Source organism: Streptomyces sp. NBC_00597 (assembly GCF_041431095.1).
Classification (GTDB): domain Bacteria; phylum Actinomycetota; class Actinomycetes; order Streptomycetales; family Streptomycetaceae; genus Streptomyces.
The window spans coordinates 3,457,675-3,483,848 of record NZ_CP107757.1 but is presented as its reverse complement, the minus strand read 5'-3'; the positions used below and the strand labels follow the sequence as shown (position 1 = coordinate 3,483,848).

Sequence of the window (26,174 nt, the reverse complement as noted above, 5' to 3'; positions counted from 1 at the left end):
AGGTGCTGCACGGGGGTGGATTTCTGTACCGACAGGCAGCACCATGCGCGCACTGACCGCGCTACTCGTGCGTAACAAGGTAAGGGGACCCCATGCTGACGCCCCGCCAGAAACTGCTCGCGCTCCTGACGCTCTGCCTGGCCCTGCTCGCACCCCTCCCCGCCCGAGCCGCCGCGCCCGTGCAGTCGCACAACCCGGTCGTCTTCATCCACGGCTACAACGCCGACCCGGGCGTCTGGGGCGGTCTGCGCGAGGACCTGCGCGCCGCCGGGTACACGGACTCGGAGCTCTTCTCCTGGGGATACGACACGCACCAGTCCGTCAACGAGGTCCTGTCCGGGCAGCTCGGCGCGTACGTCGACCAGGTCCGCCGGCAGACCGGCGCCGCCAAGGTCGACGTCGTGGCGCACTCCCTCGGCTCGCTCGTCGGCCGCTGGTACGTGAAGTTCGGCGGCGGCACCGCCACCGTCGACCACTGGGTCTCGCTGGCCGGCCCCAACCACGGCACCTCCACCGCGTGGGCCTGCGCCCTGTGGGACCAGGCGTGCCGGGACATGACCCCCGGTTCGTACGTCGTGAAGAACCTGAACTCCGGGGACGAGACGCCGGGCGCGGTGAAGTACGCGACCTTCTGGTCGAACTGCGACGAGGTCGTCAACCCGGACAGCAGCGTCCCGCTCGCCGGCGCGGCCAACACGCCCGTCGGCTGCATCAAGCACAACGACCTGCTGGGGGACGACGCCACCTCGGCGGGCGTCCGCTCCTTCCTCGCCTCCTAGATCCCGACCTCCGGGGCCCCGGCGCCCTCAGATCTCGACGCCGTCCACCGCGAGGCGCTGGAGCAGGCCGTACGTGAACTCCGCCACGCACGGCCTCCCCCGCGCGGTGAACGCGAGGCGCCACCGGGTCGGCGCCGTGCCCTCCATCGGGCGCACCGGGGCGAAGGCCCGCGCCACCTCGTCCACCGTGGCCGACCACGGCCGCAGGTCCTGCACCGTCTCCAGTACGGGCCCCCGCGCGCCCGGGGCCCGTACCAGCCACTCGTTCCACACGGCCCCGTCCGGGGCGGCCAGCACCTCGAAGCGCAGGTCGGGCCAGAGCGGCACCGGCCACACCAGGGCCTCGCACTCCAGGTCGCCGATCGTGCGGGCGGCCGTCGACTCCGGAGGGCCGAGCACCGAGCGGTAGCGGGCCAGCGCCCCGCGCGAGCGGGGCGAGCGCACCATCGCCTGCCAGCGCTTGTTCGCCTCCCGCTGATCGGCGAGCGAGGCGCCCAGGTGCTGCCGCGCCGCCTCGGCGAGGTCCGGCCGGAAGTCCGCCATCCGGCGCAGCAGCACCAGCTGGAAGGCGGCCGGACCGAAGGGTCCCGAAGGTGCGGACGGAGTCATGGAAGCCACGATTCCACACAGGACCTCCACGAACCCGCGATACGGATGTTGCGCGGAACCACGTAGCGTGCGGTCGTCATGGACTACTGCCACGCGTGCCGGAGGCACCTCAACGGAGCCCTGGCGTGTGCCGGGTGCGGAACCCCGATCGAGTACCTGCCGCCCGCCGCGCCCGGGGGCTCCGGCGTGCCCGCAGCCCCCTACGGCTCCGGCGCCCCGTACGGCTCTCCCGGTCCGGAGCCCGCCGACCCGTTCGCGGACTCGATCGTCGTGCTGGCCGGAGCCCACGAGGGCCGCTCGGGCGCGCGGCGCCGCGCCACGCACCGCCGGCGCCGCCGGACCGTGCTGACCATCGGGCTCGGACTGGCGCTCGCCGCCGGGGGCACGGTCGCGCTGGCCCGGATCGTCACCGAGGGCCAGAAGACCGACCGGGCCGCCGAGGTCGTGCTCACCGACGGGAACGGCCCGCAGGACCCGGCTCCGCTGCCGAGCGGGCACGGGACTCCCGCCGCGCCTTCGGCGCTGAAGCCGGTGAAGGCCTCCGCGGCCGCGAAGGCCACCGGGGGCGGGACGCGGTCGGCCGAGCCCGGGGCGTCGGCCGAGGGTTCGTCGGAGCCGGATCCGTCTCCGTCGGCCTCCGCATCCGGCAAGCCCGGACCGACGAAGGGTTCCCCCGGCAAGGGGCCGTCCGTGAAGCCCGGTCAGTCCGGGAAGGCCTCGCCGAGCGCTTCCGGGACGGCGCGTCCCCCGTCTCCGGCGCCGAGCCCGAGCCCGACGCCGACCAGCGGCGGCTGCTGGTTCATCTTCTTCTGCTGAGCTCTGCTGAGCAGCCCTTTTCCGCTGCCCGGACCTGCCCTCAGCCCAGCATCCGCTTGAGCAGGTCCCGCAGGACCGCCCGCTCGGCCGCGGACAGCCCGGCCAGCGGTTCGCGAGCGAAGTCCAGCGACTCGCGCAGCCGGTCCGCGGTCTGCAGGCCCTCCTCCGTCGGTGCGGCCAGCTTCACCCGGCGGTCCGCCGGGTCCGGCCTGCGCTCGACCAGGCCGCGCGACTCCAGCCGGTCCACGATGCCCGTGATGTTCGAGGGCTCGCACTTGAGCTGCTGCGCGATCCGGCGCATCGGCATCGGCTCCAGGGAGAGCAGGTTCAGCACCCGGGCCTGGGCGCCGGTGAGCTGGTGGCTGGCTGCCGCGTGCTCGTACTCCTCGTGGTAGCGGGCCACGACGGAGCCGATGAGCTCGACAACCTCAAGGGTCAGGGGATCTGCGCGACGACTGGGCATGGATCCAGAGTACCCATTTACTTGACAACATGAAATATCCAGGCGCATGGTTGTTTCAGTTACTGAAGTATTCCTCGGCGCCCAGGTGCCGACACCTCGATTCGGGAGCACCCATGTCTCAGATCCCCGCCGTCAGCCGCGAGTGGCACCTCGTCCGCCGTCCGCAGGGCTGGCCCGTGGCCGAGGACTTCGCCCTGCGCGAGGTCGAGGTCGCGGCCCCGGCCCCGGGCCGGATCCTGGTGCGCAACCTGCACATGTCCGTGGACCCCTACATGCGCGGCCGGATGAACGACGTGAAGTCCTACATCCCGCCCTTCCAGCTGGACAAGCCGATGGACGGCGGCGCGGTCGGCGAGGTCGTGGCCTCCGCCGCAGAAGGCTTCGAGGTGGGCGACCACGTACTGCACGGCCTGGGCTGGCGCGAGTACGCCGACCTCGACGCCAAGCACGCCACCAAGGTCGACGCCTCGCTCGCGCCGCTCTCCTCCTACCTCGGTGTGCTGGGCATGCCGGGCCTGACCGCCTACGCAGGCCTCTTCGAGGTGGCCTCCTTCAAGGAGGGCGACTCCGTCTTCGTCTCCGGCGCAGCCGGCGCGGTCGGCAGCCTCGTCGGCCAGTTCGCGAAGATCAAGGGCGCCTCCCGCGTGATCGGCTCCGCCGGCTCGGACGAGAAGGTGACGCTCCTCACGGAGAAGTACGGCTTCGACGCCGCCTTCAACTACAAGAACGGCCCCGTCGGCGAGCAGCTGAAGGAAGCCGCCCCCGAGGGCATCGAGGTCTACTTCGACAACGTCGGCGGCGATCACCTGGAGGCCGCGATCTCCTCCCTGAACGTGCACGGCCGCGCCACCCTGTGCGGGGCGATCGCCCAGTACAACGACACCGAGCCGACCCCCGGCCCGCGCAACCTGGCCCTGGTCATCGGCAAGCGGCTGCGCCTGCAGGGCGTCATGGTCGGCGACCACGCCGGGCTCCAGTCGCAGTTCGTCCAGGACGTCGCCGGCTGGCTGCGCTCCGGTGCGCTCGTGGTCGACGAGACCGTCGTCGAGGGCGTGGAGAACGCGCCCGCCGCCTTCCTCGGCATGCTGCGCGGTGAGAACACCGGAAAGATGATCGTTTCCTTCACCGGTTAGGCTCACTGCACACCGTCGTGATCGTGGGCGCGAGTCACGGCGATTACCAGGAGGATCTCTTTACATGTCCATCCAGCAGTCCGATGTCGTCTACACCGCTGTCGCCACCGCCGAGAACGGCCGTGACGGCCGTGTGGCCACCAACGACGGCCAGCTCGACGTCGTCGTGAACCCGCCGAAGGCGATGGGCGGCAGCGGCGCCGGCACCAACCCGGAGCAGCTGTTCGCCGCCGGTTACAGCGCCTGCTTCCAGGGCGCCCTCGGTGTCGTCGCCCGCAACGAGAACGCGGACATCTCCGGTTCGACCGTCACCGCCGAGGTCGGCATCGGCAAGAACGACGAGGGCTTCGGCATCATCGTCAAGATTTCCGCCGTGATCCCGAACGTGGACCCCGCCACCGCCAAGGACCTGATCGAGAAGGCCCACCAGGTCTGCCCGTACTCCAAGGCGACCCGCGGCAACATCACGGTCGAGCTCGCCGTCTGATCCGGCTCGCGCTCACCGGAGGCCGCACCCCGATCCCGGGGTGCGGCCTTCGCCGTAAGCTGTGCCCATGCGTGATCTTGCGGGGGGATTCGGCCATTTGCTGGCCGGACAGAGATGGGTGTTCCGTAACGGCCGGTGGCTGGGCTTCGGCCTGCTGCCCGGGCTGCTCGCACTGGTGCTGTACGCCGGTGCACTCGTCGGGCTCGGCTACGGCGCCGACGACCTGACGGCATGGGCGACGCCCTTCGCCGACGACTGGGGCTCTCCCTGGCTCGGCCTCTTCCGGGGCTTCCTGACCGCCCTGGTCTTCTGCCTCGGCCTCTTCATCGCGGTGATCACCTTCACGGCGGTGACCCTGCTCATCGGCCAGCCGTTCTACGAGTCCCTCTCGGAGCAGGTCGACCGCAGCGTCGGCGGCGACGCCCCCGAATCCGGGCTGCCGCTGGCCCGGGAGCTGTGGATCTCGGCCCGGGACAGCATCAAGGTGCTCGTCCGGGTGCTGCTGTACGGGATCGCGCTCTTCGCACTGGGCTTCATCCCCGTGGTCGGACAGACCGTGATCCCGGTGGTCGGGTTCTGCGTGTCCGGGTTCTTCCTCACCGAAGAGCTCACCGCCGTGGCGCTCCAGCGCCGCGAGGTGGAGCTGAAGGACCGCCTCGCCCTGCTGCGCGGCCGCCGCTCGATGGCGCTCGGCTTCGGCGTACCGCTGGTGCTGGCGTTCCTGGTGCCGCTGGTCGCGGTGTTCCTGATGCCGGGTGCGGTGGCCGGAGCCACGCTCATGGTCCGGGAGCTGCGCGGCGAGGACGAAGAACGAACCGCCGCAGACGGGGCCGAGGACCCAGGCCGTCCTTCCCACCCGCTCCCGCAGCAGCAGGCCCCGTACGCGGCGCCGCAGTACCCGGCCCAGCCCCAGTACCCGGCGCCCCAGCAGTACCCGGCGCCCCAGCACAACCCGTACGCGCAGCAGCCCCCGCAGTACCAGGCCCCGCAGTACCAGCCCCCGCAGTACCCGGGCGGCGGCGAGGCCGGAAACCACGGGCCCGCGTCGAACCCGTACCGCTGACCTCCCCGCGGCCCGGAGCCTAAGCCTGGGAGCGGGGCTCCACCCAGAGGGCTTCGGCGACCGCGCACAGGTCGCCACCGGCGGTGGCCAGGGCCGTGCCCACGCGGTACTTGCGGCCCTCGCTGCCCAGCAGCCAGGCGTACGAGACGAGGCCCTCGCCGACCGGCACCGGCCGCAGTAGCCGCGCGGTCAGGGCGGCGGTGACCGCACCGGCCCGCCGGTCGTCGAGCAGTCGGCCGGCCGCGTTGCCCGGGCAGTCCAGCGCGCCCCACACCAGCTCGGGCGGCAGCAGCCCGTCCGCGTCGCCGAGTGCGGCGCCGGGGGTCCAGGCGGCGGCGACCACCGCGCTCCCCGGCACGCGGCCGCAGTGCAGCCGCAGTCCGGTGTCGGGCGTGCGGTGCAGGCCGCAGCCGAAGCAGTCGACCATTCCGTCCGGCGGAGCCGTCCGGTAGGCCTCGGCCGCCGCCGACGCCTGCTCCCAGGACGGGGCCCCGGGGGCCTCCACGGCCGGCTCGGCCGGGCTCGCCGCCGCCAGCAGCAGCTCACCGTCCAACAGCTCCGCGCCGCCGCCGGCCGTCGGGGCGAGCCGGACCGGGGCCTGCGTGGGCACCGGCCGGCGGAAGTCCACCCGTACGGTCTTCGCGGCCGCCCGCGCGGCCAGCACCCCGGCCACGTAGCCGCCGAACGCCACTCCGGGATATCCGCTGAGGTGGGCCGGAACCGTGATCGTCATCGAGTCGGTCATGCCCGCCACCTCATCACACGCGTCGCCCTCGTCGCAGGTACCGGCCCGGGAGGCCCGCAACTACCGCGGCTGCCCTTTCGTCCTCCATCCTGGAGGCGCGCACCGCGCGCAGGGGTTTCGGAGGTGGCCGGATGGCCGAACAGCCGTGGGGGCAGCCGTACCCGGTCCGCCCGCAGCAGCAGCCGTACGGGCAGCCGTGGCAGCCCGCGCACACCGCGCAGTCCGCGATGCGCGCCTCGCACACGGACCGCGACCGGACGGTGGACGTGCTCAAGGCCGCCTACGCGGAGGGCCGACTCTCCCGTGAGGAGTACGGGCAGCGCTTCGACGCCGTGTACCAGGCGCAGACGTACGGCCAGCTCGCGCAGCTGGTCGCGGACTTGCCGGCGGGGCCCGTGGCGGCTCCGTTCGGTGCCGCGGTGCCCGGGCTGCCGGCCGCTTACGGGCCGCCGGTTCCGATGCCGATGCCCATGCCCGTACCGCACCGTCCGGTCAACGGGATGGCGATCGCCTCGCTCGCGCTCGGCGTACTGAGCCTGCCGACGCTCGGCCTCGCGGGCCTGGGCGCCGTGATCACCGGGCACGTCGCCAAGGCACAGATCCGCGCCCGCGGGGACGAGGGGACGGCTCCCGCGACGATCGGCCTGGTGCTCGGCTGGTTGTCGTTGGGCGGCTGGGTGCTCCTCTTCCTCCTCGCCGGACTCGGCGTCCTCGACTGACCTGCGCCTTCTCCCTGTGGCGACGGCCGCCGTCGCGGAACCCGCACCCGTCACAGGCGGCCCGATAGTATGCGTGGCGGCAAGAGCCGGGGCCGTCCCACACCGTCCCCCGGCCCGCCGCCCGCCGCCCGCCGCACGGGTCCGGAGCCGTCACGGCTTCGGCGCACCGGACCTGCGGGCCCGGAGCCGGGCAGTGGCTCACCGAGAACGCCGACCGGCCGTCGCGCCGCGCACCGACCAGCAGTAGGGACACCGTCAGTGACAGTCAGTACCGAGGGGTCGGCGGCCGTGCGCCCTGTTCCCCCGAGCGGACCGGCCGCGCACGCACCCGGCGCCCCGGAATCCGCGGGCCCGGCCCCGCGCCGCGCGCTGCGCTCCCGCGCTGGGCTCCTGCTGCTGGAAGCCGCCGTGGCGTTCGCCGCGGCCCTGGCCCTCCCGCTGCTGGCGCGCGGGTTCAAGCTCAACCCCCTGAACCGGATCGCGCAGGTCAGCGGCCTGGCCGCGATCCAGCTGCGGTTCGCGCTGATCGGGCTGCTGTTCGTCGCCGCCGTACTGCTGGCGATGCGGCTGCGCGGTGGCCGCCACTTCGACCTCGCGACCCGCATAGCCGCCGCGGCCGTCGCGGGCCTGGCCAGCGGTTTCGTCGCGGCGGGCGCGGTCGTCGCGCTGCTGGGCACGCCCTGGCCGATGTTCGGCCTCAACGGCGACAGCGGCCGGATCGTCGAATGGGCCCACGCCGTCGCCAACGGACAGCCCTCGGGCTCGCCGGTCTACCCGCCGATGCCGCTCTACACCCTGGGCTACTACGCCGAGTGGTTCCGTGGCGGCAACACCGCGTACGCCTTCAAGGACCTGCAGATCCTCGGCGCCGCCGCCTTCGGCCCGCTCGTCTACCTGGCCTGGCGGATGCTGCTGAGCCCGCTCCGGGCGCTCGCCTTCGGCGTCGTGCCCGCCTTCGCGCTGATCGACGCGTACAAGCCGTACAGCCAGACGGTGCTCGCGCTGCTCATCCCGGTCCTGGTCGCGATGGTCGTGGCGCTGCGCCGCAGCGGCACCGAGGGCTGGCGGCCCCTCTTGCTCAAGGGCGCCGGGTTCGGCGCGCTGCTGGGCGTGCTGTTCCTCACCTACTCGGGCTGGTTCCTGTGGAGCGCGGCCGGCGTGCTGTTCGCCGCCCTGCTGTACTTCCCGTGGCGGACGGGCCGGGTCAAGGGCGCGGCGTTCATGGGCGCAGCCCTGGCGGCTTTCCTCGTGGTCGCCGGGCGCTACCTGATGGTCATGCTGAAGGAAGGGCAGACCACCAAGGACTACAACTTCCGCTTCGACAACTTCACCGACCCGGCCTACTACCTGATGTGGCGCACCGACATGCCGGGCAAGGTCGGCGACTGGCCGCCGCCGGGCGAGTTCGGCGGGGTGGGGCTGTTCGCCCTGGTGACCTTCGTCTGCCTGGGCGCCGCGATCTGGCTCGGCCTGCGCAAGCCGCTCGTCGTCACCATCGCCGCGATGTTCATCAGCGCGTGGGTGATGCGCATGTACATCGCCTCCCACATGTACGAGACGCAGACCGTCCAGCTGTACACGCGCACCAACAACCAGCTGCTCTACTGCGGTCTGATCCTGTGCGCACTGGTGGCCCACCTGGTCTCGCTGAAGCTGGCCGAGCGCCGCACCGCGACCGGTGCGGGCGCACCCGTTCCGGGCAGCACCTCCCCGGTTCGCAGCGCCGTCGGCTTCCCCGGCCGCGAGGGAGCGGTGATCGGCACCCTCTGCGCCCTCCTGCTGCTGCTCGGCACGGTCTCCTCCTCGATGTCCGACCGCTACATGCCGGCCCAGGACGGCACCTACCGGATCCTGCCGTGGGTCTCGCACACCATCCGGAAGCAGGACGGGAAGTGCCCGAAGTTCGCGCCCAAGCACGAGTGCTCCAAGGACGGCGACCAGAGCTGGCTGAGCTACATCCGATGATCAGAGGGAAGCGATGATCTCCGCACTGACGCGCCTGGCCGACTGGTCGGCCCGGACCCCGAAGCGGCTCTGGGCCATCGCCTTCGCGCTGTTCTTCACGCTCGCGGCCTCCTGGTCGGCCGCCACCCCGCTCGGCGGCTCCCCTGACGAGCACGCCCACTTCATCCGCGCGGCCGCCGTCGCCCGGGGCCAGATCGGCGGCCCCGAGGTGATGGTCCCGCACATGGTGGCGGGCATCGAGGGCAAGTTCGCCGAGACCGGCGTACAGCTGCCCGAGTGGTACGGGCCGCTGCCCAAGCAGCACGAGTGCTACGCCTGGCACGAGGACAAACCCGCTTCCTGCGCGCCCCGGATCGGGCACTCCGAGAAGATCGTCCAGGTCACCACCGCCGCCGGCCGCTACCACCCGGCCTACTACCTCGCCACGGGCTGGCCGAGCCTGCTGGTCAAGGGCCCCAACGGGCTGTACCTGATGCGGTTGATGTCGGCCGCGCTCTGCTCGGCCCTGCTGGCCGGTGCCGTGGTCACGGCCGCCGAATGGCGGCGCGGGCGCTCGCTCGCCCTGCTCGGCGTGTTCACCGCGGCCACGCCGATGGCCCTCTACATGGCCGGCATGGTCAACCCCAGCGGCGGCGAGATCGCCGCCGGCATCCTCGTCTGGACGGCCCTGCTGTCGATCCTGATGTCGCCCGATCCGAGGCTGCTGAACCGGCGCCTGGCCCGGGTCGGCATCGGCGGGCTGGTGCTGATCAACATCCGCCCGCTCGGGCTGATCTGGTTCTCCGGCGCGGTCTTCTTCGGCCTGCTCCTGGCACACCGCGGCGTGGTGCGCTCGGTGCTGCGCCGCAAGGCCCTGTGGGTCTGGACGGCCCTGCTCGGCGCGGCCACGGCCGGTGCGCTGCTCTGGGCCCGTGCGCACCCCGACAACTCGGTGATCAACACGCCCAAGACGCTCACCGCCAAGGAAGCCGCCCGGCAGACCTTCGGCAACACCGAGACGTACGTCCACCAGATGCTCGGCTACTTCGGCTGGCTGGACACCCCGGCGCCCGCGTTCACCTGGCTGGTCTGGCTCGGCGTGATCGCGGTCCTCACCGCGCTGGGGCTGGCGTACGGGCGGGCGCGCGAAGCGGTGGCGCTGATCGGCATGCTGGTGGCGATCGTCGTGGTGCCGGTCGTCGCGCAAGCCTCCCAGGCGGAGCAGCTCGGCATGGTCTGGCAGGGCCGCTACCTGCTGCCGTTCGCCGTGGGCCTGCCGCTGATGGCGGTGCTGATCTGCGCGAGCAGGGCACCCGAGCAGGGGTTCCCGTGGCGCAGGCTGGTCGGCTTCGGCGCGGCCGGGCTCGCGCTGGCCAATGCGGCGGCGTTCTTCTGGGCCCTGCGGCGCTTCGCGGTCGGTGTCAACGGCCCGTGGGTGCCGTTCTCGGCGCACTGGGTGCCGCCCGGCGGCTGGGTGCTGTGGACCGGCGTGTACACGGCGGCCGCGTTCGCGCTGGTTCTGCCGGCGCTGGTGCGGGACCGCGGGGCCGCTCCGGCGGAGGGTCCCGTGCAGCGGGACGACAGCACGCGCACCGGACGGCACTCGAAGGTCCCGGCGGTCGGCTGACGGCGGTCCACGTCCCGAGGGGCCGCCCGGTGTCCCGCCGCGCCGGTGTCCCGCCGCGCCGGTGTCCCGCCGCGCCGGCGCGCCGGCGGCCGTCAGGGGCCGACGTCCGCCGTCACCACGGAGGCCGTACGGTCGTCGGCCTCGGCGAGCAGCGCGCCGCCCGGGGCCCAGAGCGCGGCGCGGCCGCAGCCGGTCCACGGGCCCGACGGGCCGACGTGGTTGGCGAGGGCGACGTACAGGCCGTGCTCCTCGGCGATCCCGGTGTGGACGCTCGCCCGCTCCCGGATCCCGTCGCCCGTCCCGTACAGGGAGCTCGCGAGGTGGACCCGGCAGCCGTCCGCCGCCGCGCGGGCGGCGAGCTGCGGGAAGTGGTTGTCGTAGCAGATGCCGAGCGAGAAGCGGATCCCGCCGAGCGTGAAGCGGCCCGGGCCCTCGCCGGCTACGAAGGCGCCCTGCTCGTGCCGGTACAGGTGCTGCTTCGTGTACGTCGTCAGGTGCGCGCCGTCCGCCCCGTACACCAGTGTCGCGATGGCGGGCAGCGGGCCGGTCGTGCGCAGCGCGACATTGACGGCGACGGCGAGGCCGGCGGACCGCAGCGGATCCAGCCGGGGGTCGTCGGCGTCCGCCATCCACAGTCCGGGGTCGGCGGCCAGGGCCTCCAACTCGTAGCCGGTGAGCGTGAACTCGGGGAACACGACGAGCTCGGCGCCCTGCGCCCGGGCCCGTACGGCGAGTGCGACGCTGCGCCGCGTGTTGGCGGGGACGTCGGCCGGGACGCAGTTGAGCTGCGCTGCTGCGATCTTCACGAACTCAGCATGCCAGCGCGGCCGCAGCTCCCGACGGGCGGGCAGACGTGCGGCCCGCCGTGCGTCCCGAAGCAGGCTTCGAGGCAGGGTTCGAGGCAGGCACCGACGAGGGGCTCGACGTGGCGGTGCGGCCGGGCGATGCTGTAACGGCCCGTGTGTTCGCCGGAGTTGACGGAGGGCCGGCTGATGCCCGACTGGATCCGACCGGTCCTCGCCGGTGCCTTCCTGGTCGTGTCGTACCGCATGGTCCGCACCAGCGGCGCCGGCCTGCGGGTGGCGGTGCTCCTCATGGCCGCCCTGAACGCGGGCGTGCTGTGCCTGCTCGCGTCCACCGCGCCGCCCTGGGCCGTGGTCGCGGTCGCGTTGGTGTCCCTGGTGGCCGCGGTGCACAGCCTGCTGGCGGCGATGCGGAGCCTGGCGGCCCGTATTCGGCGGGTCGACGCCGAGGAGTTCCAGGGGCTGATCCGGCAGGCGGCGGGCGCCGCGGGGCCCCAGGTCCTGGGCGTGTGCGTGATGTTCAGCGGTGCGACGGCGCTGACCGCCTTCGCCGACGACGACCATCCGGAGGGCCGCCAGTTCCACCTGCCGCCCGGAGCGCACTGCCCGTTCTGCCTGGTGGAGGACCAGATCCGGGATTTCCTCGGCGCCTCGGACCAGCTGCTCGCCGCGTACCGCACCCACCTGGAGGCGGGCAGCAGCCGCCATCTCCTGGTCAAGCGGCGCTCGGAGCGGGAGCCCTGGACGGGACGCTTGCGCGACCGGGTCTACTACCGGGTCCCCGCCCCGTCCCGGCGCCCGCGCTGCGCCGTCCACGACCCGCTGTTGGGCCGGCCCTAGGACGCTTCGGGCCCGCGCAGCAGGGCCAGGAAGGAGCGGAACGCCGCCGGCATGTCCACCGACTCCGGGGCGAGCAGCCACTGGTACTGGAGGCCGTCCATGACCGCGGTCAGCAGGGGCGCCGCCTGCTCCGGGGTGAGGCCCGAGGGGAGTCGGTCGCCGAACTCGGCGCGGAGCACCGCCGCCATCTCGGCGCGCACCTGGGCGTACCGCTCGGTGAAGAACTCCCGCGCCGGATGCCCGTCGGTGACGCTCTCGCCCAGCAGCGCCGAGAAGGTCTGCACGATGCCGGGACGCATCGCGTTGTACTCCACCAGCGAGGCCAGCAGCTCCAGGCGCCAGGTGCCGGCCGAGGCGCGCGAGCCGCCGCCGGTGTCCCAGCGGTCGCGCTCCTCCAGCACCGCGACCAGCAGCGCCTCCTTGGTCGGGAAGTAGTGCAGCAGCCCCTGCTGGGTCAGGCCGACGCGCTCGGCCACCGCGCCCAGGGACGCGCCGCGGTAGCCGCGCTCCGCGATCACCTCGACCGCCGCGCGGACGATGTCGCCGCGCCGCTCCTCGCTCCTCGCCCTGGCCATCGCCCCGGCTCCCCTTCCGTCCACGCCGCGCCCCGCCTCGGCGGCGGAGCTGTACGTACGCTATCGGAACATCACGAACGCATTACGAACCCTACCGCTCTACAGGTATCAGGTCCACGATGGGGGACACCCCCGCGGCGCCCGCACCACACCCCACCGCACGCACACGATGAGGAGGCACGGCCGTGACCGATGCCGATCAGGCCCGCCACGACGCCGTAGAGGCGGCGCTCGGCAAACTGGACCTCGACACCAAGGCCCGCCTGCTGGCCGGCCAGGACATGTGGTCCCTGCCCGCCGTTCCCGAGATCGGGCTGGAGTCCCTGGTCATGTCCGACGGCCCCATCGGGGTCCGCGGCGTGCGCTGGACCGCCGACGACCCGTCCATCGCACTGCCCTCCCCGACCGCGCTCGCCGCCGCCTGGGATCCGGCGCTCGCCCGCCGCGCCGGCCGGCTCCTCGCCCAGGAGGCCCGCCGCAAGGGCGTCCACGTCCTCCTCGCCCCCACCGTCAACCTGCATCGCTCCCCGCTCGGCGGCCGGCACTTCGAGTGCTACTCCGAGGACCCGTACCTGACCGGCGCCATCGGTACCGGCTACGTGAAGGGCGTCCAGGACGGCGGCGTCGGCACCACCGTCAAGCACTTCGTCGGCAACGACGCCGAGACCGAGCGGTTCACCGTCGACAGCGTCATCGCCCCGCGCCCGCTGCGCGAGCTGTACTTGGCGCCCTTCGAGGCCATCGTCGCCAATGCCCACCCCTGGGGCATCATGACGGCGTACAACCGCGTCAACGGCACGACGATGACCGAGCACCAGTACCTCGTGAACGACGTCCTGCGGGGCCAATGGGGCTTCGACGGGTGCAACGTCTCCGACTGGATGGCCGCCCGCTCCACCACCGGCGACATCCTCGGCGGCCTCGACGTCGCCATGCCCGGACCGCAGACCGTCTACGGCCCTCCCCTCGCGGAGGCCGTCCGGGCCGGCGAGGTCCCCGAGTCCGCCGTGGACGAGGCCGTGCGCAACGTACTGCGCCTCGCCGCCCGTGTCGGGATCCTGGAGGGCGCCCCCGCAGCCGTCACCGGGCCCCCGGCCGAGATCGACGGTCAGGCGCTGGCCCGCGAGATCGCCGCCCGCGGCTTCGTCCTCGTCCGCAACGAGCCCGTGGCCGGCGAGCGGCGCGCCCTGCCGCTGGACGCCGCACCCGGCCGCACCGTCGCCCTGCTGGGGGCCGCCGCCCGCGACGCCCGCGTCCTGGGCGGCGGTTCGGCCACCGTCTTCCCCGAACGGATCGTTTCCCCGCTGGACGGGCTGACCGCGGCCCTGCCCGCCGGATCGCTGACCTTCGCCGTCGGCGCCGACCCCAGCGAGGAGCTCACCCCCGCCGACAAGGGCTTCGAGCTCCGCGCGATCTGCCGCGACGCCTCCGGCGCCGTCCTCGGCGAGGGCAGCCTGCCGACCGGCCAGGTCCAGTGGATCGGCGACGACCTGCCCGCGGGTGCCTCGTACGAGACCATGGCGAGCATCGAGGTCACCGGGACCTTCGTGCCGCGCGAGAGCGGCGCGCACGCCTTCGGCACCCGCGGGCTCGGCGCGTTCGCCCTCGCCGTCGGCGGCGAGACCCTCTGGGACGGCGTCCAGCCGATGGGCGACGAGGCCGACCCCTTCGAGGCCTTCTTCGGCGCCCCCAGTGAACGCGGCCGCGTCGACCTCGCCGAGGGGGAGGCAGTCGACGTCTCGCTGACCTTCCAGGTCCCCGACACGACCACCCTGCCGCTCAAGGCGATCATGTTCTCGCTGCTCCACCTCGGCCCGCAGCGCGACGCCGACGAGCTGATCGCCGAGGCCGTGGCCGCCGCGCGCGCCGCCGACACCGCGGTCGTGGTCGTCGCCACCACCGAGCGCGTGGAATCGGAGGGCTTCGACCGGCAGGACCTCGCCCTGCCGGGCCGCCAGGACGACCTGGTGCGCGCCGTCGCCGCCGTCAACCCGAACACCGTGGTCGTCGTCAACGCCGGTTCCCCGGTGGAGCTGCCGTGGCGGGAGGAGGTGGCCGCCGTGCTCCTGGCCTGGTTCCCCGGGCAGGAGGGCGGGGCCGCGCTGGCCGACGTGCTGCTCGGGGACGCGGAGCCGGGCGGGCGGCTGCCCACCACCTGGCCCGCGCGGTTCGCCGACGTGCCCGTCACCGAGGTCGTCCCGGACGGCGGCCGGCTGGAGTACCGCGAGGGGCTCCTCATCGGCTACCGGGCGTACGAGGCCCACGGGATCGCCCCCGCCTACCCGTTCGGACACGGCCTCGGCTACACCGACTGGGCGTACGAGTCCCTTGAGGTCACCGGCACCACCGCCCGGGTCCGCATCACCAACACCGGCACCCGGCCCGGCCGCGAGGTGGTCCAGCTCTACCTCGCCCCCGTGGACACCGCGTCCGACGGCGCGCAGAGCGCGACCGTGGAGCGCCCCGCGAGCTGGCTGGCCGCCTTCGCCGGGGTCGAGGCCGGCCCCGGGGAGAGCGTCGAGGCCGAGATCGCCCTGCCCGCCCGGGCCTTCGAGATCTGGGACGAGCCGGCCGGCCGCTGGCAGCGCATCGACGGCGCCTACGAGGTCCGCGCGAGCCACGCCCACGGCGACACGCGGCTGACGGCGACCCTGGAGATCTAGAAGATCCGGACTGGCCGGAAATCACCCATGAGCCGGGCCGGGGGCGGGCCCTGACACCCGCCCCCGGTCCCTCCGGCGCCGTCTGCGACGCGTTGCGCGTCAGCGCGGCGGCTCGGCCGCCGTCACCTGACGGTGCGCCAGCTCTGCGAGCCGGGCCTGCCCGTCCTTGCCCGGGTGGAACCAGTCCCAGTGGCTCAACTGGTCGGCGGCGAACGGGTACTGGAACACCGCACCGCCGTCGTAGCGGCACAGCTGGTCCTTCGCGCAGACCTCGCGCAGCACCTCGTTGTACTCGACCACCCGCGCCCGCACCTGCTCGCGCCGGGACGTCGCCCCCGTCGCCGCCGACAGCGGGTCCGCCAGCATCGACTGACAGATCCCCAGTTTCCAGATCTGCCGCACCATCGGGCTGTCCTTGCCCTGCTCCCACAGGCGCTGCAGGTCCGGCACGCTGGAGACGTACACCTGGGACGCGGGAGAGGCCGCCCGCAGACCGGCGAGGGCCTTCTCGAACCCCGCCCGGAAATCCGCCACCGGAGTCATCGACGAGGCCAGCGGGCGGCAGGCGTCGTTCGAGCCCACCATCACCGTGACCAGGTCGGGCTTGTGTTCCGCAGCCGAGGCAAGCTGCCCCGCCAGGTCCGCCATCCGAGAGCCCGTCACCGCGAGGTTCCAGCTGCGCTCCGGCACCCCGGCGTCCCCGAGCAGCCGGGCGGCGAGGGAGTGCACGGCGGGGTCGTTCCCGGTGGCCCAGGAGACCTCCGGGCAGTCCGCCAGCACCGAACAGGCGTCGAAGCCCCGCGTGATGGAATCGCCGACGGCGGCGATCGACGTGGGGGCGGTGTTCCAGCGCGGCCCGGCCTGGGCCCCCCGCTCGCCCTCCGTGGCCGACCCGCCCGACTGACACCCGGTCAGCGCACCGGTCAGGACGACCATCGCCGCGCCCGCTCCGGCGAGTGTCCGGCGTGCGCGGCGTCGCGGGGCGGTGGTGCGCATCGGGTGGTTCCCTCCTCGTCGCCCCGCGTACTCCGGGGGCGTCCTGCTGAGTGAAAGCTCGGTGTTTGGCGGCCTCGGACCGACCGTACGTCACACCATGACCCCTGGCGCACGGTAGCTTTTTCCCGTGGCGTTTCGGCCGCAGGTCCCGTTGCGCAATGTCAAATAATTTCCGTTACATTACATCACGTCACATTCTGTCCTTTTTCTGGAGTTTATTCCCGACCTCGTCCCACACTGGAGGTCCCGGTGACGACACGTGGAGTTCTGTACGTGCATTCCGCACCGCGCGCGCTCTGCCCGCACGTGGAATGGGCAGTTGCGGGCGTGCTCGGGGTGCGGGTGAACCTCGACTGGATCAGGCAGCCCGCCTCACCCGGCACATGGAGAGCAGAGTTCTCCTGGCAGGCCGAAGCCGGCACCGCGTCGAAGCTCGCCTCCGCGCTGCGCGGCTGGCACCTGCTGCGCTTCGAGGTGACCGCCGAACCCTGCCCCACCGCCGAAGGCGAGCGCTACAGCTCCACCCCGGAGCTCGGCATCTTCCACGCCGTCACCGGCATGCACGGCGACATCCTGATCCCCGAGGACCGGCTGCGCGCCGCCCTGGCCCGGTCCGCCCGCGGCGAGACCGACCTGGAGGCGGAGATCGCCAAACTGCTCGGCAAGCCCTGGGACGACGAGCTGGAACCCTTCCGCTACGCGGGAGAGGGCGCCCCGGTGCGCTGGCTCCACCAGGTCGTCTGAACCCCGGGCACGCAGAAGGCCCACCCGGTCTCCCGGGTGGGCCTTCTGCGTGCGGCTCGGGGCGTCAGACCGTGCGGAACGCCAGGGTGACGTTGTGGCCGCCGAAACCGAACGAGTTGTTGATCGCGGAGACCGGGCCGTCGGCCGGCAGCTTGCGCGGCTCGCCGACGACGATGTCCGCGTCGATGTCATCGTCGAGCTCGTCGACGTTGATGGTCGCCGGGGCGATCCGGTGGTACAGCGCGAGCACGGTCGCGACGGTCTCGATACCGCCGGCGCCGCCCAGCAGGTGACCGGTCATCGACTTGGTCGCGGAGATCGCGATGTGGTCGAGGTCGTCGCCCAGCACCTTGCGCAGGGCCTTCAGCTCGGCCGTGTCACCCTGCGGGGTCGACGTGGCGTGCGCGTTCAGGTGGACCAGCTCGGCCGGGTCGAGACCCGTGTTGTCCAGCAGGTTCTGCACCGCGGCTGCGACACCGCGGCCCGTCGGCTCCGGCTGCGCGATGTGGTGGCTGTCCGCGGACAGGCCCTGGCCCAGCACCTCGCAGTACACCCGGGCGCCGCGCGCGGCGGCGTGCTCGGCGGACTCCAGGATGACGACGCCCGCGCCCTCGCCGAGGACGAAGCCGTCGCGGGCCTTGTCGTACGGGCGGGAGGCCTGCTCGGGGTTCTCGTTGTTCTTGGACATCGCCATCATGTTGGCGAACGCGGCGATCGGCAGCGGGTGGATCGCCGCCTCGGTGCCGCCCGCGACGACCACGTCGGCGCGGCCGGTACGGATCATCTCGACGGCGTAGCCGATGGCCTCGGCGCCGGACGCGCAGGCGCTGACCGGGGTGTGCACGCCCGCCTGGGCGTTCACCTCCAGGCCGACGTTGGCCGACGGGCCGTTCGGCATGAGCATGGGGACGGTGTGCGGGGAGACCCGACGCACACCCTTTTCCTTCAGTACGTCGTACTGGTCGAGCAGGGTGGTGACGCCGCCGATGCCGGAGGCGATCACGGTGCCCAGGCGCTCGGGCGCGATGGACGCGTCCTCGCCCGCCGGGGCGGTGTAGCCGGCATCGGCCCAGGCCTCACGGGCTGCGATGACGGCGAACTGGGCCGAGCGGTCCAGCTTGCGGGCCAGCGGGCGCGGCAGGACCTCACTGGGGTCCACGGCGGCCGGGGCGGCGATACGGACCGGGAGTTCGGCGAAGCGCTCGCCCTCAAGGGGCTTGACGCCGGAACGACCGGCGAGCAGACCTTCCCAGGTCGAAGCGCTGTCGCCACCCAGCGGAGTGGTTGCGCCGATACCGGTGACGACCACGGTGCGATTGGTCGGGCTCACAGGAATTCTTTCTCCACGTCTCAGGGGGTGCTGAATTGTCACGGCGCCACCGCCGGGTGGCGACAAACGCTCGTCAGGCTCAGGCCTGGTGCTTCAGGATGTAGTCAGCGGCGTCGCCGACCGTCTTGAGGTTCTTGACGTCCTCGTCCGGGATCTTCACGTCGAAGCGCTCTTCGGCGGCGACGACGACCTCGACCATGGACAGCGAGTCGACATCCAGGTCGTCGGTGAAGGACTTGCCGATCTCGACGTCCTCGACCGGGATGCCGGCAATCTCGTTGACGATCTCCGCGAGACCTTCGACGATCTCTTCCTGGGTGGCGGCCATGTGGCGCTCCTTCTCTAGCTAACTGAGGTGAAACAGGGCTGGATACGGATCCGGAGCCCTAGGGGAGGGTAACGACCGTTGCGGCGTAGACGAGCCCCGCCCCGAAGCCGATGACGAGCGCGGTGTCGCCGCTCTTCGCCGCTCCGGTCGCCAGGAGCCGCTCCATGGCGAGCGGGATCGAGGCGGCCGACGTGTTGCCGGTGGTTTCCACGTCACGGGCGACCGTGACGTGCTCCGGCAGCTTGAGAGTCTTCACCATCGAGTCGATGATCCGCATGTTCGCCTGGTGCGGGATGAAGACGTCCAGGTCCTCGGCAGTGATTCCGGCGGCGTCGAGCGCCTGCTGGGCCACCTTGGCCATCTCGAAGACGGCCCAGCGGAAGACCGCCTGGCCCTCCTGCGTGATGGCCGGGAACTTCTGCGCGCTGTCCGTGCTGCGGAACTCGTCCCACGGCACGGTCTGCTTGATCGTCTCGGACTTGTCGCCCTCCGAACCCCACACCGTGGGGCCTATGGCCGGCTCGTCCGAGGGGCCGACGATCACGGCGCCGGCGCCGTCACCGAACAGGAAGGCCGTCGCGCGGTCCTCCAGGTCGGTCAGGTCCGACAGCCGCTCCACGCCGATGACGAGCACGTACTGGGCCGAACCCTCGACGACCAGGCCCTTGGCCAGCGTCAGGCCGTAGCCGAAGCCGGCGCAGCCCGCGGAGATGTCGAACGCGGCCGGCTTGACCGCACCGATCCGGTGCGCGATCTCGGTCGCGACGGCGGGCGTCTGCTTGAAGTGCGAGACCGTCGAAACGATCACGGCGCCGATCTGCTCGGGCGAGACCCCGGCATCGGCCAGCGCCTTGCCGGAGGCCTCCACCGACATCGCCGCGACGGTCTCCTGGGGCGAGGCCCAGTGCCGGGTCGCGATGCCGGAGCGGGAGCGGATCCACTCGTCGGACGAGTCGATCGTCTCCAGGATGACCTCGTTGGAGACCACGCGGGTCGGCCGGTAGCCGCCGACGCCGAGGATGCGGGCGTACGGGGAGCCCTTGGCAGGCTTGATCTTCGACATGCTGTGTGGGCTCCTTCTCTCAGGCCGCGTGCTCGGCGAGGAGCGCAGCGGCCTTTTCGAGATCGTCCGGCGTCTTCAGGGCCACGGTCGGCACGCCCTTGAGCGCGCGCTTGGCCAGACCCGTCAGCGTGCCACCCGGGCTGAGCTCGATGATCCCGGTGACGCCCAGCTCGCCGAACGTCTCCATGCACAGGTCCCAGCGGACCGGGTTGGCGACCTGGCCGACCAGGCGGGCGACGACGTCGGCGCCCGTGGTGACGACGTGGCCGTCCTTGTTCGAGACGTACTTCAGCTCCGGGTCGGCCGGGGCGAGGGCCTGCGCGGCCTTCTCCAGCGTGGCGACCGCGGGAGCCATGTGGTGCGTGTGGAAGGCGCCCGCGACCTTGAGGGCGACGACCTTCATGGAGCCCTCGGGCTTCTCGGCGACCAGGGCCTCGATCTGCTCCATCGTGCCCGCGGCCACGATCTGGCCCGCTCCGTTGATGTTGGCCGGCGTCAGGCCCAGCTTCTCCAGGTGCGCGACGACGACCTGCTGGTCGCCCCCGAGCACGGCGGCCATGCCCGTCTCGGTGACGGCCGCGGCCTCGGCCATGGCCAGACCGCGCGTCCGTACGAACGACAGCGCGTCCGCGTCGGACAGCACACCGGCGTACGCGGCGGCCGTGATCTCACCGACGCTGTGGCCCGCGACGGCACCGAAGGCCGCACGGCCGTGCCCATCGGAGGGGGCGAGCGCGGAAGCGGACAACAGACCGGCGGCCACCAGCAGCGGCTGCGCCACCGCCGTGTCGCGGATCTCGTCCGCGTCCGCCTTCGTGCCGTAGTGGGCAAGGTCGAGCCCGATGGCGTCCGACCAGGCGGCGACGCGGTCAGCGGCACCGGGGAGGTCGAGCCAGGGAGTCAGGAAGCCGGGCGTCTGTGCGCCTTGGCCGGGAGCGACGAGTACGAGCACCCTCACACTCTCTCTTGTGGATGGTCCCCGCCGCCCGTGGGGACAGGGACCAAGAACCGTCGGGGTAATTGTTGATGTCCGACAAAAGTCTAGGACTGCAGATCGCCGTCGGCCAGACGCCCGAGGATCAAGGCGATTCGCAGCGTGAACGCCGAGCGAACATCGGAGGGTGACCAGCCGGTGACGTCGGTCACACGTCGCAGCCGGTAGCGCACCGTGTTCGGGTGCACGAACAGCATCCGCGCCGCCCCCTCCAGGCTGCTCGCCTGCTCCAGGTACACGCTCAGCGTCTCCAGCAACGCCGACCCCGCCTCTTCCAGCGGTCTGTAGATCTCCTCCACCAGCTGCTCCCGCGCGGAGGGATCCGAGGCGATCGCGCGCTCGGGCAGGAGATCGTCCGCCAGGACCGGCCGCGGGGCGTCCTGCCAGGCCGTACACGCCTTCAGCCCGGCCGCCGCGGCCTGAGCGGACTTGGTCGCGTTCAGCAGATCGGGAACCACCGGACCGGCCACCACGGGGCCCGCCGCGAACGGCCCGATCAGCGACTTCGCCACCTGGATCGGGTTGTCGCTGCCGCCCGCGATCACCACCAGCCGGTCGCCGAGCACACCCGTCAGCACCTGGAGCTTGTGGTGGCGGGCCGCGCGCCGGATCGCCTCGACCGTCAGCTCGCTGTCGCCCTCCGGCGCGGTGCCGAGCACCACGCACACGTGCTCAGGCGAGTTCCAGCCGAGCGCCGCCGCCCGCGACAGCGCGCCCTCGTCGGCCTCGCCCGACAGCACCGCGTTCACGACGAGGGACTCCAGCCGGGCGTCCCACGCCCCGCGCGCCTCGGCGGCCTGCGCGTACACCTGGGCCGTCGCGAACGCGATCTCCCGGGCGTACACCAGCAGCGCCTCGCGCAGGATCGACTCGTCGCCCGGCGCCGCGACCTCCTCGATCGCGGCTTCCATGACCTCGATCGTCGTACGGACCATCTCCACGGTCTGGCGCAGGGTGATCGCCCGGGTCAGCTCGCGCGGAGCCGTCCCGAAGACGTCCGTCGAGATCGCCTGCGGAGTCTCCGGGTGCCGGAACCACTCCGTGAACGCGGCGATGCCGGCCTGCGCGACCAGGCCGATCCAGGACCGGTTCTCCGGGGGCATCGCCCGGTACCACGGCAGGGCCTCGTCCATGCGGGCGATCGCGTTGGCGGCGAGCCGGCCGGAGGACTTCTCCAGTCGGCGCAGCGTCGCGGCGTGCGGATGGGCGGGAGCGGGATGCGCGGGGGAATGCTCACGTTCGGGTTGGGGCACGGGACAAGACTGCCTTATCGGGACGGCGGCGCGGAGTCCGGTCCCGTGGCGGCCGTCCTCCGGGGGACTACGGTGGCACTCATGATTGACGTACGCCGCGGGGCCGACCGGTACGGGGGCGGGGATCCGGACGCCGGGATCACCACCTTGCACGCCTTCTCCTTCGGCGGGCACTACGACCCGGACAACCTGCGCTTCGGCCCGGTCATCGCCTGCAACGAGGAGACCCTCGCCCCGGGCGCGGGCTTCGACGAGCACGCGCACAGCCACACCGAGATCGTGACCTGGGTCGTCGAGGGCGAGCTCGCGCACAAGGGCAGCACCGGGGAGAGCACCCTGGTCCACCCGGGAGACGTACAGCACCTGGGCGCCGGATCCGGCGCCCGGCACATCGAGCGCAACGACGGCGCCGTGCCGCTGCGCTTCGTGCAGCTGTGGCTCGCGCCGCAGGCCCCCGGCGGGGAGCCCTCGTACACGCTGGTGACGGGTCTCGCCGACGGCACCCCGTACGAGGTCCCCGCGGCCGGCGCCGTCCTGCACGTACGCAGGCCGGGCGCGGGCGAGCGGGTCGCCGTACCGGCGGCGCAGCGGGTCTACCTGCACGTGGTGCGCGGGGACTTGCGCCTGGACGGGGAAGAGCTCGGCCCCGGGGACGCGGCACGGATCACCGACGAACGGAACCTGGAGATCGTCGCCGGGTCCCCGGGAGAACTGCTGATCTGGGAGCTGCCCTAGGGCCTGCTCCTGCGGATCGGGCGCCGGAGCGGCGCGGAGGTCAGCGGCCGGCGAGTTCGGCGAGGACCGCGTCGGTGAACGGCGGCCAGGCCTCCACGGCCCACGGGCCGAACGCGCGGTCGGCCAGCGCCACGCACGCGACGCGGGCGTCCGGGTCCACCCACAGGAAGGTGCCGGCCTGCCCGAAGTGGCCGAAGGTGCGCGGCGAGGACGAGGCGCCCGTCCAGTGCGGGGCCTTGCCGTCGCGGATCTCCAGGCCGAGCCCCCAGTCGTTGGGGGACTGGATCCCGTACCCCGGGAGCACGCCCTTGAGGCCCGGGTGGACGACGGAGGTGGCCTCCGCGACCGTGCGCACGTCCAGCAGCCGCGGCGCCTGGAGCTCCGCCGCGAAGCGGACGAGGTCGGACACGGTCGAGACGCCGTCCTTGGCGGGCGAGCCCTCCAACGTCGTCGAGGCCATGCCCAGCGGCTCGAACACCGCCTGGTGCACGTACTCGGCGAAGGGGATGCCGGTGGCCTTCGTGATGTGGTCGCCGAGCACCTCGAAACCGGCGTTCGAGTACAGCCGGCGCGTGCCGGGCGCGGCCATCGCACGGTGCTCGTCGAAGGCCAGCCCGCTGGTGTGCGCGAGCAGGTGACGGACCGTCGAACCTTCGGGCCCGGCCGGCTCGTCCAGCTCGATCGCCCCCTCCTCGTACGCGACGAGCGCGGCGTACGCGGCGAGCGGCTTGGTCACCGAGGCCAGCGCGAAGCGGTGGTCGACGGGCCCGTGGGATCCGGCCAGGCTCCCGTCCGCGCGCACGACGGCCGCCGCGGCGGTCGGTACCGGCCAGTTCTCGATGGTCCGCAGGCTCTGTAGGGTCTCCACGCTCTCCATGCGGCCGAGCCTACTTGCTTGGAGTGCACTCCAAGGTTTTAGCGTGGTCGCCATGAGCCTGACGCAGACGCGGTACACGATCAGCGAGGTCGAGGCCCGGACCGGTCTGACCCAGCACACCCTGCGCTGGTACGAACGGATCGGCCTGATGCCGCACGTGGACCGCTCCCACTCGGGACAGCGCCGGTTCAGCGACAAGGACCTCCATTGGCTCGCCTTCGTGGGCAAGCTGCGCACCACCGGGATGTCGGTGGCCGACATGGTCCGCTACGCAGAACTTGTGCGCGAGGGCGAGCACACCGTCGACCAGCGCCGCGAACTGTTGGAGCAGACGCGGCGCGAGGTCCGCGCGCGGATCACGGAACTGACCGACGCACTCGCCGTACTGGACTTCAAGATCGACATGTATGCCACGGGCACGACCGCGGGGAAGGCGACACAGCAATGACGCAGAACACCACCATCGAGCAGGTTGAACTCGGCAAGGGAGGCCCGCTGGTGGGCGTCCAGGGCCTCGGCTGCATGGGCATGAGCGAGTTCTACGGCGAGACCGACGAGGCCCGCGCCCGCGACACCCTGGAAGCGGCCCTGGCCGCCGGGGTCACCCTCTTCGACACGGCGGACACCTACGGGCGCGGCGCCAACGAAGAGTTCCTCGCGCCGCTCGTGGCCGAGCGCCGCGACGAGATCACCCTCGCCACCAAGTTCGGCATCGCGCGCAGCGACGACCCGCAGTACCGGGGCATCCGCAACGACCGCGCGTACATCCGCCAGGCCGTCGAGGACAGCCTGCGGCGGCTCGGGACCGACGTGATCGACCTCTACTACATGCACCGGCGCGACCCGGCCGTGCCGTTCGCCGAGTCGGTGGGCACGATGGCCGAGCTGGTACAGGAGGGCAAGGTGCGCCACCTGGGGCTCAGCGAGGTCACCGGCGCCGAGCTGCGCGAGGCGTACGCGGTGCACCCGATCGCGGCACTCCAGTCGGAGTGGTCGCTGTTCAGCCGGGACGTGGAGCGCAGCGCGGTGGGCGCGGCGGCGGAGCTGGGCGTGGCCTTCGTGCCGTACTCCCCGCTCGGGCGCGGCTTCCTGACCGGCGCGTTCTCGGACGCGGCGGCCGATCTGTCGGCGGCGGACTTCCGCCGCTTCCAGCCCCGGTTCACCGGCGACAACGCCAAGGCCAACGCGGCCCTGCTGGCGCCGGTCCGGGAGATCGCGCAGGCGCACGGGGCGAGCCCGGCGCAGATCGCGCTGGCCTGGGTGCACCAGCAGGCGCAGGTGCACGGGCTGACGGTGGTCCCGATCCCGGGCACCCGCAAGCCCGGCCGCCTCGCGGAGAACGCCGCGGCGACCCGGATCACCCTGACGCCGGCGGAGCTGGCCCTGCTGGAGCCGATCGCCGCCCAGGTCGCGGGCGACCGCTACCCGGACATGACCTGGACGTCCGCGGCCCGCGAGGACTGAGCCGGCCGAGCGGACCGGGCCCGTACGGGCGCCGCCGCCGCAATGCCTCCCGGCGTTCGGCGGCGGGACCCCGGGAACGACCGTCGACCGGTCGCCGGCCGGTCCGCGCCGGGCCAGCCGGTCCGCGCCGGGTCAGCCGGGCCGCGCCGGGCCAGCCGGTCCGCGCCGGGTCAGCCGGGCCTGGCCAGGGCCCGGCCGGGCCCGACCCGGGGCGGCGCCGGGGTCCGGCCGGGGAGGTCAGGCTTCGGCGGTGAAGCGGTCGCGCAGCGCCGAGTACTCGGCGTCCGTCAGCAGCCCCGCGCTGTGCAGCTCGCTCAGGTGCTGCAGGCGTTCGTCCGTGCGGGCCGCCGGGACCGAGGCCACCGGGGTGCGGCCGCGCAGGGCGGCGAGGACGGCCGCCGCGAACGGCAGCGATTCGTGCACCGAGCCGTACCCGACGCCGAACACCGCGGACGCCAGGTCGTGGTCGGGGCGCGGATCGGCGGCGGCGTCCCTGCGCAGCAGCCGCAGGTGGCCGCCGGGGCCCTCCGGCGTGCGCCACTCGACCCCGGTCAGCGCGGACAGTGGACAACGCTGGTCGCCCGCCTTCCACTTGGCGCTCGTGGCGCCCGTGCGCGACCAGTGGAAGGTGACGGTCGAGCCGTCGAACCCCAGGCGCGCGTCGTACGCCTTCAGCTGGAGCGGCGGCTCCGGCACCTGGACGAGGAATCGTTCCGCCGGACCGTCGGATCCGGGGCCCAGCCGGGCCCGTACGGCGTCCGCGAACTCGGCAGCCCGCCCGGCCCGGTCGCCCGGCAGTACGAGCCGGTACGGGTCGCAGACCTCCCGCAGCTGTCCTGCCGCGACCTCCATCAGCGGATCCGCACCCGCCCGCGGCACGGCACGCAGCACCACCGCGTCCCGTTTTCCTCCGGACCCGGTCGCGTTCACCGTCACCCCCGACAACGCCTCGAAGGGGATCCGCCGCGCCCCGAGGGCATGAAGGAGTTTCGGTGTTCTCATCCCCCGTGCGAAGCGGATGACCAACGAGTCCGAGTCGAACTCCCAGACGGCATGATTTCCGGCCAGTACGTCACCCATGCGGCACATGGTAAAGGGACGCACCCCCGTGCGTCCCCCTCGGT

At 72.8% G+C, this 26,174-nt stretch carries 27 protein-coding genes; 14 read left to right on the top strand and 13 right to left on the bottom strand.

Annotated features, from left to right (window positions below):
- Nucleotides 1-92 precede the first annotated feature (92 nt).
- Entirely contained in the window at nucleotides 93-779 is a 687-nt protein-coding gene (locus tag OG974_RS15495; protein ID WP_327283289.1) for a triacylglycerol lipase, read from the top strand.
- 27 nt (nucleotides 780-806) lie between these two features.
- On the opposite strand, the gene OG974_RS15490 is transcribed toward OG974_RS15495, so the two are convergent.
- On the bottom strand, nucleotides 807-1,388 hold the full coding sequence (locus tag OG974_RS15490) for a hypothetical protein (RefSeq protein ID WP_327283288.1): 582 nt from the start codon (nucleotides 1,386-1,388) through the stop codon (nucleotides 807-809).
- A gap of 186 nt (nucleotides 1,389-1,574) precedes the next feature.
- Between OG974_RS15490 and OG974_RS15485 the strand changes: the two genes are divergently transcribed.
- Complete coding sequence (locus OG974_RS15485; protein ID WP_327283287.1) at nucleotides 1,575-2,204, top strand: hypothetical protein; 630 nt, start codon at nucleotides 1,575-1,577, stop codon at nucleotides 2,202-2,204.
- Between the two features lie 40 nt (nucleotides 2,205-2,244).
- Here OG974_RS15485 and OG974_RS15480 read toward each other — a convergent pair whose 3' ends face one another.
- Nucleotides 2,245-2,667 carry a MarR family transcriptional regulator gene (locus tag OG974_RS15480; protein ID WP_327283286.1) on the bottom strand — a complete coding sequence of 141 codons (423 nt, stop codon included), beginning with the start codon at nucleotides 2,665-2,667 and terminating at the stop codon, nucleotides 2,245-2,247.
- A gap of 113 nt (nucleotides 2,668-2,780) precedes the next feature.
- On the opposite strand from OG974_RS15480, the gene OG974_RS15475 reads away from it, so the two are divergent.
- The 3 genes from OG974_RS15475 to OG974_RS15465 all read left to right on the top strand — a co-directional run bounded on the left by OG974_RS15475 (nucleotide 2,781) and on the right by OG974_RS15465 (nucleotide 5,350).
- Entirely contained in the window at nucleotides 2,781-3,800 is a 1,020-nt protein-coding gene (locus OG974_RS15475) for an NADP-dependent oxidoreductase (protein WP_371643454.1), read from the top strand.
- Between the two features lie 64 nt (nucleotides 3,801-3,864).
- The gene (locus OG974_RS15470) at nucleotides 3,865-4,287 is read left to right on the top strand and encodes an organic hydroperoxide resistance protein (protein ID WP_327283284.1); all 423 of its coding nucleotides are present in this window, start codon (nucleotides 3,865-3,867) and stop codon (nucleotides 4,285-4,287) included.
- A gap of 67 nt (nucleotides 4,288-4,354) precedes the next feature.
- Nucleotides 4,355-5,350: an EI24 domain-containing protein gene (locus OG974_RS15465; protein ID WP_328762655.1), complete on the top strand. Its 996-nt coding sequence runs from the start codon at nucleotides 4,355-4,357 to the stop codon at nucleotides 5,348-5,350.
- 19 nt (nucleotides 5,351-5,369) lie between these two features.
- Here the strand turns inward: OG974_RS15465 and OG974_RS15460 are convergent, their stop codons facing one another.
- Nucleotides 5,370-6,095, bottom strand: coding sequence for a hotdog fold domain-containing protein (locus OG974_RS15460; protein WP_327283283.1), 726 nt, complete (start codon nucleotides 6,093-6,095; stop codon nucleotides 5,370-5,372).
- A 131-nt stretch (nucleotides 6,096-6,226) separates the two neighbouring features.
- Here OG974_RS15460 and OG974_RS15455 point away from each other — a divergent pair, with 131 nt between their 5' ends.
- The 3 genes from OG974_RS15455 to OG974_RS15445 all read left to right on the top strand — a co-directional run bounded on the left by OG974_RS15455 (nucleotide 6,227) and on the right by OG974_RS15445 (nucleotide 10,385).
- Nucleotides 6,227-6,814, top strand: a complete 588-nt coding sequence (locus tag OG974_RS15455) for a DUF1707 and DUF4190 domain-containing protein (protein ID WP_328762653.1) — start codon at nucleotides 6,227-6,229, stop codon at nucleotides 6,812-6,814.
- A 288-nt stretch (nucleotides 6,815-7,102) separates the two neighbouring features.
- A complete protein-coding gene (locus tag OG974_RS15450; protein WP_371643452.1) occupies nucleotides 7,103-8,779 on the top strand; it encodes a hypothetical protein in 1,677 nt (558 codons plus the stop codon).
- A 13-nt stretch (nucleotides 8,780-8,792) separates the two neighbouring features.
- Nucleotides 8,793-10,385, top strand: coding sequence for a DUF2142 domain-containing protein (locus OG974_RS15445; RefSeq protein WP_328762651.1), 1,593 nt, complete (start codon nucleotides 8,793-8,795; stop codon nucleotides 10,383-10,385).
- A 92-nt stretch (nucleotides 10,386-10,477) separates the two neighbouring features.
- On the opposite strand, the gene OG974_RS15440 is transcribed toward OG974_RS15445, so the two are convergent.
- The gene (locus OG974_RS15440) at nucleotides 10,478-11,191 is read right to left on the bottom strand and encodes a carbon-nitrogen hydrolase family protein (RefSeq protein ID WP_327283279.1); all 714 of its coding nucleotides are present in this window, start codon (nucleotides 11,189-11,191) and stop codon (nucleotides 10,478-10,480) included.
- Between the two features lie 186 nt (nucleotides 11,192-11,377).
- On the opposite strand from OG974_RS15440, the gene OG974_RS15435 reads away from it, so the two are divergent.
- Complete coding sequence (locus OG974_RS15435; protein WP_329313447.1) at nucleotides 11,378-12,028, top strand: hypothetical protein; 651 nt, start codon at nucleotides 11,378-11,380, stop codon at nucleotides 12,026-12,028.
- On the opposite strand, the gene OG974_RS15430 is transcribed toward OG974_RS15435, so the two are convergent.
- Nucleotides 12,025-12,603: a TetR/AcrR family transcriptional regulator gene (locus OG974_RS15430; RefSeq protein ID WP_327283277.1), complete on the bottom strand. Its 579-nt coding sequence runs from the start codon at nucleotides 12,601-12,603 to the stop codon at nucleotides 12,025-12,027. The two genes, OG974_RS15435 and OG974_RS15430, sit on opposite strands and share 4 nt — an antisense overlap.
- A 185-nt stretch (nucleotides 12,604-12,788) precedes the next feature.
- On the opposite strand from OG974_RS15430, the gene OG974_RS15425 reads away from it, so the two are divergent.
- Nucleotides 12,789-15,266, top strand: a complete 2,478-nt coding sequence (locus OG974_RS15425; RefSeq protein WP_329313445.1) for a glycoside hydrolase family 3 C-terminal domain-containing protein — start codon at nucleotides 12,789-12,791, stop codon at nucleotides 15,264-15,266.
- Between the two features lie 99 nt (nucleotides 15,267-15,365).
- On the opposite strand, the gene OG974_RS15420 is transcribed toward OG974_RS15425, so the two are convergent.
- The gene (locus OG974_RS15420) at nucleotides 15,366-16,262 is read right to left on the bottom strand and encodes an SGNH/GDSL hydrolase family protein (protein WP_327283275.1); all 897 of its coding nucleotides are present in this window, start codon (nucleotides 16,260-16,262) and stop codon (nucleotides 15,366-15,368) included.
- Between the two features lie 249 nt (nucleotides 16,263-16,511).
- Between OG974_RS15420 and OG974_RS15415 the strand changes: the two genes are divergently transcribed.
- Nucleotides 16,512-17,006, top strand: coding sequence for a DUF3145 domain-containing protein (locus tag OG974_RS15415; protein WP_030160508.1), 495 nt, complete (start codon nucleotides 16,512-16,514; stop codon nucleotides 17,004-17,006).
- Nucleotides 17,007-17,070: 64 nt separating this feature from the next.
- Here OG974_RS15415 and fabF read toward each other — a convergent pair whose 3' ends face one another.
- From fabF to OG974_RS15390, 5 genes are all read right to left on the bottom strand, one after another.
- Nucleotides 17,071-18,336: a beta-ketoacyl-ACP synthase II gene (gene fabF / locus OG974_RS15410; protein ID WP_327283274.1), complete on the bottom strand. Its 1,266-nt coding sequence runs from the start codon at nucleotides 18,334-18,336 to the stop codon at nucleotides 17,071-17,073.
- A gap of 79 nt (nucleotides 18,337-18,415) precedes the next feature.
- Nucleotides 18,416-18,664, bottom strand: a complete 249-nt coding sequence (locus tag OG974_RS15405; RefSeq protein WP_030227178.1) for an acyl carrier protein — start codon at nucleotides 18,662-18,664, stop codon at nucleotides 18,416-18,418.
- Nucleotides 18,665-18,722: 58 nt separating this feature from the next.
- Complete coding sequence (locus OG974_RS15400; protein WP_327283273.1) at nucleotides 18,723-19,727, bottom strand: ketoacyl-ACP synthase III; 1,005 nt, start codon at nucleotides 19,725-19,727, stop codon at nucleotides 18,723-18,725.
- A 19-nt stretch (nucleotides 19,728-19,746) separates the two neighbouring features.
- The gene (locus OG974_RS15395) at nucleotides 19,747-20,679 is read right to left on the bottom strand and encodes an ACP S-malonyltransferase (RefSeq protein WP_328762644.1); all 933 of its coding nucleotides are present in this window, start codon (nucleotides 20,677-20,679) and stop codon (nucleotides 19,747-19,749) included.
- An 89-nt stretch (nucleotides 20,680-20,768) separates the two neighbouring features.
- Complete coding sequence (locus OG974_RS15390) at nucleotides 20,769-21,974, bottom strand: helix-turn-helix domain-containing protein (RefSeq protein ID WP_327283271.1); 1,206 nt, start codon at nucleotides 21,972-21,974, stop codon at nucleotides 20,769-20,771.
- 81 nt (nucleotides 21,975-22,055) lie between these two features.
- Between OG974_RS15390 and OG974_RS15385 the strand changes: the two genes are divergently transcribed.
- Nucleotides 22,056-22,709 (top strand): pirin family protein, encoded by a 654-nt coding sequence (locus OG974_RS15385; RefSeq protein WP_371643447.1) that lies wholly within the window; start codon nucleotides 22,056-22,058, stop codon nucleotides 22,707-22,709.
- 40 nt (nucleotides 22,710-22,749) lie between these two features.
- Here the strand turns inward: OG974_RS15385 and OG974_RS15380 are convergent, their stop codons facing one another.
- A complete protein-coding gene (locus tag OG974_RS15380; RefSeq protein WP_329313443.1) occupies nucleotides 22,750-23,586 on the bottom strand; it encodes a serine hydrolase domain-containing protein in 837 nt (278 codons plus the stop codon).
- Nucleotides 23,587-23,638: 52 nt separating this feature from the next.
- Here OG974_RS15380 and OG974_RS15375 point away from each other — a divergent pair, with 52 nt between their 5' ends.
- A complete protein-coding gene (locus OG974_RS15375; protein WP_327283268.1) occupies nucleotides 23,639-24,034 on the top strand; it encodes a MerR family transcriptional regulator in 396 nt (131 codons plus the stop codon).
- Nucleotides 24,031-25,050, top strand: a complete 1,020-nt coding sequence (locus tag OG974_RS15370; protein WP_371643445.1) for an aldo/keto reductase — start codon at nucleotides 24,031-24,033, stop codon at nucleotides 25,048-25,050. The genes OG974_RS15375 and OG974_RS15370 overlap by 4 nt, the downstream gene beginning before the upstream one ends.
- A gap of 237 nt (nucleotides 25,051-25,287) precedes the next feature.
- Here the strand turns inward: OG974_RS15370 and OG974_RS15365 are convergent, their stop codons facing one another.
- Nucleotides 25,288-26,139, bottom strand: coding sequence for a DUF4429 domain-containing protein (locus OG974_RS15365; RefSeq protein ID WP_327283266.1), 852 nt, complete (start codon nucleotides 26,137-26,139; stop codon nucleotides 25,288-25,290).
- Between the last annotated feature and the right edge of the window lie 35 nt (nucleotides 26,140-26,174).